Here is a 12,003-nt window from a genome sequence, read left to right on the forward strand (position 1 = left end):
GGTCCTCGGCGCTGGTCGGGGTGGTGGCTCAGTCGACCACGGTGCCGGCGGTGACCACGGCGCGCAGCTCGGTGACGTCGAGCGAGCCGGTCGGCACGTCCCGCTCGACCGGCAAATACAGGCGCTGCACGGCGGCGACGATCGCGTCCGCCACCCGGTCCCGGAACCGCGGGTCGACCAGGCGGTCCCGGTCGGCGGCCGAGGTGAGGTAGCCGACCTCGACGCGTACCGCGGGCATCCGGGTGAGCCGGAGCAGGTCCCAGGTCTTGGCGTGGGTGCGGCAGTCCCGCAGCCCGGTCCGGGCGACGATCTCCCGCTGCACCAGCCCGGCGAGCCGTTCACCGGTCGCCGAGGTGACCCCGTTGTCCGTTCCGTAGTGGTAGGTCGCCACGCCCTCGGCGGCGGGGTTGGCGTGCCCGTCGGTGTGCAGCGAGATGAACACGTCGGCGCCGAGCGAGTTGGCCAGCTCCGCCCGGTCGGCGTCCGGCAGGCAGGTGCGGGGCGCCGGCCCGCGGGTGAGCTGCACCCGTACCCCGGAGGCGGCGAGCCGCCCCTCCAGCCGGCTGGCCAGGTCGTGCGCCAGGTCGGCCTCGGTCCAGCGCAGCGGGCCGTCCGGCACCACCTGGCCGGGGTCGGTGCCGCCGTGGCCAGGGTCGATCACGACGGTGCGGCCGACCAGGTTCGGGCCGGCCTGGCGGATCGCGTCGGACTCCCGCAGCCACTGCGGCCGGCCGCCGACCACCTTGCGGCCGAGCCGCCGCAACGCCCCCATGGTGTACGGCCCGCACGACCCGTCCGGCTTCAGCCCCACCTCGCGCTGGAACTGGGCCACCGCCCGGGAGGTCCGTACGCCGTAGACGGCGTCCGCGCGGCCCACGTCGTACCCCATCTCCAGCAGGCGTTCCTGAAGCGTCCGGACGTCCTCGCCGGTGAGTGGCTCGGGCACCGCGTGGTACAGCGTCCGGGCACCCAGCCGCCAGCGGGCCTGGTCCAGCGCCCGCCAGGTCTCCGCGCCGACCCGGCCGTCCACGCTGAGCCCGCGGGACTGCTGGAACGCCCGGACGGCGCGTTCGGTGGGCGAGTCGAACTCGTCGCCGGCACCGCCGTCGGTCGGGGTGAGCAGGTCCAGGCCGGTCAGCACGGCGCGGATCTCCGTCACCGCCGGTCCCCGGTCACCGGGTCGGATCGGACGCACGTTCGACCCCCTTCGCAGCACGGGTCACCGATGGCCGGGTACCGCGGTCGCCCCGCTTGAGGCTAAGCGCTGCCGGACGCCGGTGGTGCCGGGTCCGCGCAGGTCAGCCCGGAAAAGACGGAACCCCGCGCCGTCGACGGGCGCGGGGTTCCGGTGACGACGATCAGGTCAGAGCGCGGACTCGATCAGCTTGACCAGCTCGCCCTTGGGCTTGGCGCCGGCGATGGACTGCACCGGCTCGCCGTTCTTGAACACGGTGAGGGTCGGCACGGACATCACCCGGTAGGCCCGGGCGGTCTCCGGGTTCTCGTCGATGTTGAGCTTGACGATGGTGACCTGGTCACCCATCTCGCCCGCGATCTCCTCCAGCAGCGGCGACACCTTGCGGCACGGGCCGCACCACTCCGCCCAGAAGTCCACCAGCACCGGCTTGTCGGACTTCAGCACATCGGTGGCGAAGTTGGCGTCGGTGACGACCTTTGTTGCTCCCACTATGACCCTCCTCCGGGGGTTTTCGTTCCTGTCGTGCGCTCCGCCGCCGGGGCGGAGCAACGTTCTCGGCCCGCGCGGCGGGCACCCGCTCAGGCCAGGGTGGCGATGAAGCGCTCGGCGTCCAGGGCGGCCGCGCAGCCCGTACCGGCCGCGGTGATCGCCTGCCGGTAGGTGTGGTCCACCAGGTCACCGGCGGCGAACACGCCCGGGATGTTGGTCCGGGTGCTGGGCGCCGTCACCTTCACGTACCCCTCGTCGTCCAGTTCCACCTGGCCGCGGAAGAGTTCGCTGCGCGGGTCGTGACCGATGGCCACGAAGACCCCGGTGACGTCGAGCACCTTGCTCTCGCCGGTGTGCACGTTGCGGATCCGTACGCCGCTGACCTTGCCGTCGTCGCCGAGGATCTCCTCGACCACGGTGTTCCACTCGACCTTGATCTTGTCGTTGCTCAGCGCCCGGTCGGCCATGATCTTGCTGGCCCGGAAGCTGTCGCGCCGGTGCAGGATGGTGACCGACTCGGCGAACCGGGTGAGGAAGCTGGCCTCCTCCATCGCCGAGTCGCCGCCGCCGACCACCACGATGTGCTGGTTGCGGAAGAAGAAGCCGTCACAGGTCGCGCAGGAGGACACGCCGTGGCCGAGGTATTCCTGCTCGCCCGGCACGCCCAGCGGCCGCCAGGCCGACCCGGTGGAGAGGATCACGGCCTTCGCCCGGTATGCCGTCTCGCCGACCCACACCGTGCTCACCGCGTCGGAACCGACCTCACCGGTGTCCTTCAGCTCGACCCGGGTCACGTCGTCGGTGAGGAACTCGGCCCCGAAGCGCTCGGCCTGCTTGCGCATGTTGTCCATCAGCTCGGGCCCGAGGATGCCGTCGGCGAAGCCGGGGAAGTTTTCCACCTCGGTGGTGGTCATCAGGGCGCCGCCGGACTGCACGCCCTCGATGACGAGTGGCTTGAGGTTGGCACGCGCGGCATAGACCGCCGCCGTGTAACCGGCCGGCCCGGAGCCGATGATGATCAGGTTGCGGACCTCGTCCACTGCCGTCTCCCGATGTGTGTGTTCGCCATCCGTTCCGGCGGGCGTGACGCCGGGACGATGCCGGTTCGAGTGCCGACGGCCGAGGGCGCCGGCGACCTGACTTGCAGAACGTCATCGTACGAAGCGGGGATTCCCGCGCCGGTCATCCGGTGGGTCACGTCACGTGCGAAAGCGGACGCCCGGCCGCGATCTCACCCTACCCGGGCCCGGTAGCGGGTGTCCGCGCCGGAACCGGGCACCCCACACTCCGGACCGCTCACCCAGGCCCACCGGGCGCCGGTGCTGTCGGCGAAGTCGACGACCAACGCCGGCTGCCCCTGGAAGGCGGCGTAGTCGACCACCATGACGGTCAGCGTGCCGGCGCCGTGCTCGGTGGTGATCTCCGCCAGGCAGGACTGGAGCGCGCCCGGATCGGTCAGCCGATCGAGCCCCACCGGACCCGCCAGCCGCTTGTCCTCCTGCGCGTCGGGACCGAGCAGTGGTCCCTTCGTCGTCCGCCCGCCCACCCGGGACATCCCCTGAGCCAGGCTGGCCGGGGTCCAGTCGGTGCCGCTGGCCGTCGTCGGCGCCGCCGCCACACCGAGCGGGGCGACTCCCGAGGGCTGGGCCTCGTGGACGGGGGCGTCGGCGGCGACCCCGCCGCTGTCGTTCGTCGCGTACGGCCGGGCCAGCTGGTTGAGGCCGAGGCCGCCGGCCACCACGACGGCGGCGGCGAGGGCCACCGGACCGGCGAGCCGGGCCCAGCGCCGGCGCCGCCGGCCCGGGCCGGCGGGCGGGCGGGCAGCGCCCCGCTCGTCAGGTGCGGGCCGGGAGCGCCGGCCCGGCCGGTCGTCAGTGGGGCCGATCGGCCGGGTGCCAGCACGCGGGGCGGGCACCACCCTCCGGCCGGTCTCGCCCGGTCCGTCGGGTTCGCCGGCCGCACCGTGCTCGTCCGCCGCGCCGGCTTCGGTTGCGTCGGCGGGGTCGACCGGGCCGGCGCCGGCCAGCGCGGCGGCGATCCGCTCGGTCACGGCCAGCGGCATGGCCGGCTCGGGGCCGGCCCAGCGGGTCAGGTCGTCGTGGACCTCGGACAGGGCGGCGGTCAGCCCGGCGTACGCCGTGGCCCACGCCTCGTCCCGCTCGACCAGGCGGGTGACGGTGTCCTGCTCCGGCGTACCCTCCAGCGCCCCGCCGACGTAGTCGGCGAGCAGGTCGTGGTCGACCTCGCGGAAGCCCCGGGCGGTCACGTCTCCTCCTGGTCGGTCTCCGGTCGGGAACGCCCCGACCTCGATCCGACGCCCGGGGTGGTCCGTGGGTTCCCCGGGGTGACGCCCGGCACGTCCGGACGAACCGGGTGGCCGGCGGTGGCCGGCTCGTCGGTGCCGGTACGCAGGTGACCGAGGTGCACCGCGAGCCGGGCCCGGCCCCGGGCGCAGCGGCTCTTCACCGTGCCCTCGGCCACGCCGAGGATCCGGGCCACCTCGGCGACCGGGTAGCCCTGCACGTCGACCAGGATGAGCGCCGCCCGCTGCTCGACCGGCAGCGCGGCCAGCGCCTGGCGGACCACCAGGGCGGTGTCGTGGTCCCGGACCGGGGCGGCCGGCTCCGGTCCGGCCGGCCGGTCCTGGTCGCCGTGGTTGCCGTCGGGCAGCGGGACCGTCGGGTGCGCCTGGCGGCGCCGGATGCGGTCCAGGCAGGCGTTCACCACGATCCGGTGCAGCCAGGTGGTCACCGCCGAATCGCCCCGGAACCGGGCGGCGGCGCGGTGCGCGGAGAGCAGCGCGTCCTGCAGGGCGTCCGCGGCCTCCTCGCGGTCGCCCACGGTACGCAGGGCGACCGCCCACAGCCGGTCGCGGTGCCGGTGGAAGAGCTCGGTGAACGCGTCCCGGTCACCGGCCACGTGGGCGCGGATCAGGTCGAGGTCGCTGACGCCCGGAAGCTCGGTGTCGACGCGCCGGGCAGCACCGGCCGGCTGCGTGCCGCGATCGGTCATCACCACGTCCGGCGGAAGTGGTGCCCGGTGCGCGGCGGCCGGCTCACGACCCCTGAACCGTGATCTCCTGGACGCCGAGCTTGTAGCCGCTGCCGTCCTCCTTCTGCGGCAGCTCGGTGATCCAGAGCATCAGGTACTGGTATTTCTGGTCGGCGTTGAAGCCGTTGCTGAAGGTCATCGTGGTGCCGTCGTACTGCTCCAGGGCGTCGCCGACCGGCTGGTAGTTCTTGACCAGATCCTTGTCACCGGAGGACGAGGCCGGGAAGTTTGAGGTGCCGGCGAAGAGCTGGGCGGTCGCGCCGCTGGCCGTGAGCACCGCCTGCACCGACTTCACCGTGTGCGGGGCACCCAGGTCGATCCAGACGCCCATGCCCCGCTTGAAGTTGCCGAACTTGGCGCTCTTGTAGGTTTGGGTGTCCCAGCCCTCGTCGAGGCTGCCGTCGGTCACCTTGTCGGCGCCGTCCAGCTCGTCGCGCTTCTTGCTGTCCGGGTCGATGATCTTCACGGCGCCGATGTCCAGCTTGCGGACGGCCGCCGTGGCCGGCGCGGTGTCCTCGGTGGCGGGCTGGCTGGCGGTCGGCTGGGCCACCGGCTCCTTGTCGCCCTTCTTGTCGTCGCCACCGCCGAGGACGCTGATCCCGATCAGGAGGCCGACCAGGGCCACCGCGAGCAGGCCGCCGATGCCGATGGCGACCTTGCGGCCACCGGCCGCGGCCAACGGTGAGCGGTCGTCCTCGGGGTCGGCGGTGAAGCGCAGCGTGCCGGCGCTCTCCAGGAAGTGGTCCTCGGCCGGGATGTCGAGGCGGGCCAGCTCGGCGGCGAGCACGTCCGAGCCGGGCGGCGCGATCTGCGCGTCCAGCAGGTCCATGGTCAGGTCGTCGAGGTAGGCCGGCACGCCAGCGCGGACCTGCCGGGGCGCCGCGATGGCGCCGCTGGCGTCGCGCACCGCGTCGGGGATGGCGGCCCGGCCGTGCCCGGCGGTGGCGCCGTGCAGCGGCGCCTCGGCGTGCGGCCAGTGCCCGGTGAGCGCGAAGTAGAGGATCCCGCCGACCGCCCGGACGTCGGTCTCCTGGCTGTCCGCGCCGTCGGTGCGCGCGTCGGCCAGCACCACCCGGCCCTCATCGCTGATCATGACGGTGCCGGGGTGCAGGTTGCCGTGCACCATCCCGGTGGCGTGCACGGCGGCGAGGGCGCTGGCGACGGCGTTGCCGACGGCGGTGGCCCGGGCCGGGTCCAGCGGCCCGTCGGCGCCGACCAGCTCGCGCAGCGACTGCCCGTCCACCCACTCGCGCACCACGTACGCCCGCTCGTCCTCGTCGATCGCGTCGTAGACGCCGACCAGGTTGGGGTGGATGACGCGGCTGGCCGCCACGGCGGCCTGGAGCATCTCCGTGGCGGAGTCGCCGCCCGGGTAGCGCATGACCACCGCGACGGGCCGGCGCAGCACGACGTCGACCCCGCGCCAGACCAGCCGGCCCGCGCTGTCGTTGTTGATGTGCTCGACCAGTTCGTACCGCTCGGCGAGGATCTCACCGGCCGTGGGAGCACCGAAGGTCATGATTGGCGGAGCGCTCTCGTCCGCCTCCTGACCCTCGCCGACCTGGGTCACCCGTCCTCCCTCGGTGATCGTGTCGATCGATGGACCCGCGCTGCTGGGCATTGTGGCTTCCCGCTCCGCCTGCGATGGAACCGGCCCGACCGGAGCCGACGCGGAGCGTCGACACCTGCCGTACCCGTCGAGTGCGACCTTACCCGGGTTGCCCGTGCCCTCGACATGTCATCTTCCCGCCGTCCCTGGCGGGTGCCAAGGGTCGGTGGATGCGTCCGGTTGTGACCGTTGTCGGCCACGTTGCTGGCACATGTACTAGCCAATCTAGAGGTTGACCGCAAGTAGTCGAAGCAGGGGTTCCCGGTGTGGCGGCCCGGGCCACCACCGCTCCGGGTTCCCCCGGACCGGCCCCTCGCACTCATCCTTCCGGTCGGTTGTCCACAGGCTGAACCGGTGGGTGACCCGCGAATCGCTGAGTTATCCACAGGCTCGTCCCCAGCCTGGTGATCGCCGGTCACGGTGCGTGGTGGGCGGCTCAGCGGGCCAGCCGCCGCCGCACCATCCCGATCACCTCGGTGATCTCCCGGATCCGCAGGAGCGCGGCCAACCCGAGATAGGTCAGGCCGATCGCCGCGCCGCCGATCAGCAGCTGCCCGAACGCGTGCCCCCGGCTCAGGGCCGCCGGGTCGCCCGGCAGCAGGGCGACCACCAGCAGGCCGACCAGGGTGGCGCCGAGCGCGGCGGCCAGCACCTTGCCGACGGTCCCGGTGATCCGGGCCAACCCGAGCCGGCCGACCCGCCGCCGGATCAGCATCGCCGAGGCGGCCACCGCCACCAGATACGAGATGCCGTTGCCCAGCATCATCCCGGCCGCCGCGAAGCTGGCCGGGAAGACCAGGTAGAAGACGACCTGGAGCAGGGTACGCAGCGCGACCACCCCCACGATCACCAGCGCCGGGGTACGGGTGTCCTGGAGCGCGTAGAAGCCGAAGGTGAAGAGCTGGCTGATCGCGAACGGCACCAGCCCCAGCGCCCCCACCAGCAGCACCGTCGAGGTGAGCCGGGCGCTCTGGCTGTTGAACGCGCCGTACCGGAAGACCATCACCGCGATCGGGCCGGCGAGCACCGCGTAGACCACCGCGATCGGGGCGAGCACCGCGCTGACGGTGCGGATGCCCCGGGACAGGTCGGCGGTGATGTCGGCGAACCGACCGTCCGCCGCGGCGGCACTCATCCGGGGCATCAGCGCGGTGATGATCGAGACGGCGACGATCCCGTGCGCCATCATCACCAGCAGGAAGACGTTGTTGTAGATCATGATGCCGGCCTTGTCGTCGCCGGCGGCCCGGGTGAGCAGGTTGACGATCACGAACAGGCCGAGCTGGTTGGCCGCGACGTAGCAGAACATCCAGGCGCCGAGCTTGGCCAGCTCGCGCAGCCCCAGCTCGCGGAAGTCGAACCGCCACTTCCACCGGAAGCCGACCTTGCGCAGCGCCGGCACCAGGCCGGCGGCCTGCACCGCCACGCCCAGCAGGGTGCCACCGCCGATCACCAGGATCCGGGCGCCGCCCATGTCCTCCGGGCTGAGCAGGTCGGTGCCGAAGGTGGCGATGTAGATCGCGCAGGTGCCGATCACCACCAGGTTGTTCAGGATCGGCGCCCACATCGGCGCGGCGAAGTGCCCCCGGGTGTTCAACACCGCGGCGACCAGCGCGCTGACGCCGGTGAAGAAGAGCATCGGCAGCATCAGCCGGGACAGGTTGTTGACCAGGCCGACGTAGTCGGCGCTCTGGCCGCGCGCGTACAGCAGGGTGATCGCCGGGGCGGCGATCACCGCGAGCAACGCGGCGACGCCCAGGGCGAGCACCGCGAGGGTGAGCAGCCGCTGGGCGTACGCGTCACCCCGGTCTGGGTCGGAGCGGCGCCGGCGGACCAGCACCGGGATCAGCACGCTGGTGAGCACCCCGCCGAGCAGGAACTCGTACACCTGGCTGGGCAGGAACTGCGCGGTGGTGTACGCGTTACCGACCAGGCCGCCACCGAGCGCCGCGCCGATCATCAGGTTGCGGACGAAGCCCGTACCCCGGCTGACCAGGCTGCCGACCGCCATCACCGCGCTGTTCGCGGCGGCGCTGCCCTCCGCCACCTGCTCCGGCGGTGGCGCGGTCGCCTCCACCGCCGGCTGGTTCAGCGGCTCGGCCGAGATGAAGGTCGCCTCGTCGGTGGGAGGGATCGCGCCGGGCGGCGTGGCGTTCGCGCTGCGGTAGAGCCCGCCGCTCATCTCCAGCCTCCAAGGGGTACGTGTGAGCCGGGCACCGGCCCGCACGCCACGACCTTAGTCAACGCCCGCTGCATACCCGCGCCCGGCGGATCAGTTCCTGCCCCGGCCCGATAGGCTGGCGATCCCATGTCCGAAGCCTCCGCATCCCACGCCGCCGACCGCCGCGAGCTCAGTGCCGCGCAGCGCAACGCCGTCGCCGAACTGCTCCGCGTCTCCCCGGTCGCCGACGAGCTGGGCCGCCGGTTCGCGCGCGCCGGGCACGAACTGCACCTGGTGGGCGGTTCGGTGCGGGACGCCCTGCTCGGCCGGCTCGGCAACGACCTCGACTTCTGCACCGACGCCCACCCGGACGAGACGCTGCGGATCGTCAAGGGCTGGGCCGAGGCGATCTGGGAGACCGGGCGGGAGTTCGGCACCATCGGCTGCCAGCGCGACGGCCTGCTGCTGGAGATCACCACCTTCCGCGCCGAGGCGTACGACCAGGTCAGCCGGAACCCGATCGTCGAGTACGGGACCAGCCTCGCCGAGGACCTGAAGCGCCGGGACTTCACCGTCAACGCGATGGCGGTGAGCCTGCCCGAGCACCGCTTCACCGACCCGTACGGCGGGCTGGACGACCTCGCCGCGAAGGTGATCCGTACCCCCGGCACGCCGCGGGAGTCGTTCGGTGACGACCCGCTGCGGATGCTGCGGGCGGCCCGGTTCGCCGCCCAGCTGCGCTTCGCCGTCGCGCCGGACGTCCGGGCGGCGATGACCGCGATGGCGGCCGACCTGGACCGGATCACCGCCGAGCGGATCCGCGACGAGTTCACCAAGCTGCTCTGCGGGGCCGACCCGATCACCGGGCTGCGGCTGCTTGTCGACTCCGGCCTGGCCGAGCGGTTCATCCCGGAGCTGACCGGGCTGAAGCTGACCATCGACGAGCACGCCCAGCACAAGGACGTCTACGAGCACACGCTGACCGTGGTCGGCAACGCGATGTCGATGGAGTCCGGCGGCTGCGACTTCGTGCTGCGGATGGCCGCGCTGATGCACGACGTGGGCAAGCCGGCCACCAAGGCGGTCGGGCCGGACGGCCGGGTCAGCTTCCACCACCACGAGGTGGTCGGCGCCCGGCTCACCAAGGCCCGGATGAAGGCCATGCGCTATCCCAAGGACGTCACCGCCCAGGTGACCAAGCTGGTCGGCCTGCACCTGCGCTTCTACGGGTACGGCCGCGGCGAGTGGACCGACTCGGCCGTCCGCCGGTACGTCACCGACGCCGGTGACCTGCTGCCCCGGCTGCACAAGCTGACCCGGTCCGACTGCACCACCCGTAACCGGCGCAAGGCGGCCCAGCTGGCGGCCGACTACGACGCGCTGGAGGAGCGGATCGACCGGATCGCGGCCGAGGAGGACCTGGCCCGGGTCCGTCCGGACCTGGACGGCAACGCGATCATGGAGCTGCTCGGCGTGCCGCCGGGGCCGGTGGTCGGGCGGGCCTGGAAGCACCTGAAGGAGCTGCGCCTGGAGCGCGGCCCGCTGGACCGGGACGAGGCCGAGGCCGAGCTGCAGCGCTGGGCCCGCGCCGAGGGCATCGTCAACTGACCGCGCGCCGGCTTCCGCCGCGCCCACTCCCACCGCGCCGTACCTGCTCGCGTCGTGCCCGCTCGCGTCGTGCCCGCTCGCGCGGCGCCGGGTCCCGCCGGGCTGGGGTGTTAACAGGGGCCCCCTGTACAACGGAATGCGTTAACAGGGGGCCCCTCCTTACACCTCAGCCGCCCGCCGCCCACCGGTCAGCGGGGCGCCACCGCCAGGACGGGGTTGGCCTCGAGCGCCGGGGGTAGGGCCTGCCGGGCGAGGACCCGGCCGGCGAGGTCGACCAGCAGCATCTCGTTGGCCCGCCGGTCCCGATAGAGCAGCTGGTCGCCGGCCACCCACGCCGCGTCGGCGGCGGGGGCCGGTCCGATCGTCCGGCCGGTCGCCACCTCGGCCAGCAGCGGGCCGTCCGGGCCCTTCACGATCACCGACCGGCCGTCCGGCGACCAGGACCAGGGGCCGTCCGGGTCGCCCTTGACCGGCACGAAGCGGCTGGGGCGGCCGTCGTCCGGCGAGAAGAACTGCACCCCGCGCCGGGCGTGCGGCTGCGACTCCGACACCGAGGCATCGGGGTCGGTCTGCTGGAGGGCCACCTCCGCGCCGTCCCGGCTCCAGGTGAAGAAGCACTGGTCGGTGCAGAGGTAGCGCTTGCCGTCGACGGGGAATGTGCGGTAGTCAGCGGTGTCGACGGTGAGCACCCCGAGCGAGAACCCGCCGTCGTCCTTGTCCATCAGGGTCAGCGCCAGCCGGCGGCCGTCCGGCGACCAGTGCGGGGTCATGATGAACGAGCCGACCTTCACCCAGCGGACCTGCCCGGTGCGCAGTTCGAGCAACCCCAGCTCGCCCCGCCGCTCGTAGTCGACCACCGCGGCCACCCCGCCGCGCGGGGCCGCCCAGGTCTCCTCGTACCGGCTGGTGACGTAGCGGCCGGCCGAGCGGTCCAGCGCGTAGCCCAGCTCGGCCGGCGTGCCGGTGGAGGTGGCGCCGGTGAGCACCCAGCCGCCGGGCAGCGCCAGCGGGCCGCGCGCCCAGTCTCCCGCCGGCGGCGGGGCCGCCACCGGGCCGGAGGGCGAGGGCGTCGACGCAGCCGGTGGTGCCGCCGGACCGGAGGGCGGGGGCGTCGACGTGGCCGGGGGCGCCGCCCACCGGGCCGGGCCGGCCGGCGGGTCGGGTCGCAGCCAGACGAACGGCCCGGCGAGGACGGCCGTCGCGGCGAGGGCGGCGCCCGCGGCCACCACCCGACGCCGTCGGCGCAGGCTCCGGCCCCGCCGCAGGGCCCGACCGGCGATGTCCGGCGCGCCCCGGGCCTCGTCCGCGAGGTCACGTACGGCCGCGCGCAGCGCCTCCTCGGTTCGTCCGTTCATCACGGCGCCTCCTGAAACGTCGTCAGCTCGTCGAGGGCGGGGACCAGCTCCCGCAGCTTGGCCAGGGCCCGGGACGCCTGGCTGGCCACCGTGCCGGCCCGACAGCCGAGCGCCGCGGCGGTCTCCTCGACGCTCATGTCCTCCAGGTAGCGCAGGATCAGCACGGCGCGCTGCCGGGGCGGCAGCCGGCGCAGCGCGTCGCGCAGCAGCAGCCGCAGGTCACTGTCCTGGCCGAGGTCCCGTTGCACGGCCCGCTCGGGCAGCACGGCCACCGGCACCTCGGCGCGGTGCGACCGGAGCCGCCAGCGGGAGACCTGGTCGTGGTAGAGGATCCGCTTCACGTACGGCTCGGCGTCGCCCCTGATCCGGGGCCACCGGGCGTACGCCTTGGCGAGCGCGTTCTGCAACAGGTCCTCGGCGCCGTGCTGGCTGCCGGCCAGCGCGTACGCGACCCGCAGCAGCGCGTCTCCCCGCTCGTGGACGAACGCGGTGAACTCGCCGTCGACTACCTCTGCCACCGGCCACCTCCGTC

General features: G+C 73.5%; 10 protein-coding genes. 1 reads left to right on the plus strand and 9 read right to left on the minus strand.

All coding sequences use genetic code 11. The features are described 5' to 3' along the window. Window positions 1-28: 28 nt before the first annotated feature. The 7 genes from K7640_RS17240 to murJ form a co-directional block, all read right to left on the minus strand. On the minus strand, window positions 29-1,195 hold the full coding sequence (locus K7640_RS17240) for an N-acetylmuramoyl-L-alanine amidase (protein ID WP_222955874.1): 1,167 nt from the start codon (window positions 1,193-1,195) through the stop codon (window positions 29-31). 168 nt (window positions 1,196-1,363) lie between these two features. Further along, a complete protein-coding gene (gene trxA / locus K7640_RS17245; RefSeq protein WP_222955875.1) occupies window positions 1,364-1,687 on the minus strand; it encodes a thioredoxin in 324 nt (107 codons plus the stop codon). A gap of 89 nt (window positions 1,688-1,776) precedes the next feature. Continuing rightward, a complete protein-coding gene (trxB, locus tag K7640_RS17250; RefSeq protein WP_222955876.1) occupies window positions 1,777-2,727 on the minus strand; it encodes a thioredoxin-disulfide reductase in 951 nt (316 codons plus the stop codon). A 191-nt stretch (window positions 2,728-2,918) separates the two neighbouring features. Continuing rightward, window positions 2,919-3,953 carry a hypothetical protein gene (locus tag K7640_RS17255; RefSeq protein ID WP_222955877.1) on the minus strand — a complete coding sequence of 345 codons (1,035 nt, stop codon included), beginning with the start codon at window positions 3,951-3,953 and terminating at the stop codon, window positions 2,919-2,921. Beyond that, window positions 3,950-4,705: an RNA polymerase sigma factor SigM gene (sigM, locus tag K7640_RS17260; RefSeq protein WP_374198101.1), complete on the minus strand. Its 756-nt coding sequence runs from the start codon at window positions 4,703-4,705 to the stop codon at window positions 3,950-3,952. The genes K7640_RS17255 and sigM overlap by 4 nt, the downstream gene beginning before the upstream one ends. 37 nt (window positions 4,706-4,742) lie before the next feature. Beyond that, window positions 4,743-6,359 (minus strand): protein kinase family protein, encoded by a 1,617-nt coding sequence (locus K7640_RS17265; RefSeq protein ID WP_222955879.1) that lies wholly within the window; start codon window positions 6,357-6,359, stop codon window positions 4,743-4,745. Window positions 6,360-6,783: 424 nt separating this feature from the next. Beyond that, window positions 6,784-8,529 carry a murein biosynthesis integral membrane protein MurJ gene (gene murJ, locus K7640_RS17270; protein WP_222955880.1) on the minus strand — a complete coding sequence of 582 codons (1,746 nt, stop codon included), beginning with the start codon at window positions 8,527-8,529 and terminating at the stop codon, window positions 6,784-6,786. 126 nt (window positions 8,530-8,655) lie between these two features. Here murJ and K7640_RS17275 point away from each other — a divergent pair, with 126 nt between their 5' ends. Next, window positions 8,656-10,116 (plus strand): CCA tRNA nucleotidyltransferase, encoded by a 1,461-nt coding sequence (locus K7640_RS17275; protein WP_222955881.1) that lies wholly within the window; start codon window positions 8,656-8,658, stop codon window positions 10,114-10,116. A gap of 188 nt (window positions 10,117-10,304) precedes the next feature. Here K7640_RS17275 and K7640_RS17280 read toward each other — a convergent pair whose 3' ends face one another. Continuing rightward, a complete protein-coding gene (locus K7640_RS17280; protein WP_222955882.1) occupies window positions 10,305-11,471 on the minus strand; it encodes a hypothetical protein in 1,167 nt (388 codons plus the stop codon). After that, entirely contained in the window at window positions 11,471-11,989 is a 519-nt protein-coding gene (locus tag K7640_RS17285) for a SigE family RNA polymerase sigma factor (RefSeq protein WP_222955883.1), read from the minus strand. The genes K7640_RS17280 and K7640_RS17285 overlap by 1 nt, the downstream gene beginning before the upstream one ends. Window positions 11,990-12,003 lie beyond the last annotated feature (14 nt).

Source organism: Micromonospora sp. PLK6-60 (genome assembly GCF_019890675.1).
Lineage (GTDB): Bacteria > Actinomycetota > Actinomycetes > Mycobacteriales > Micromonosporaceae > Micromonospora.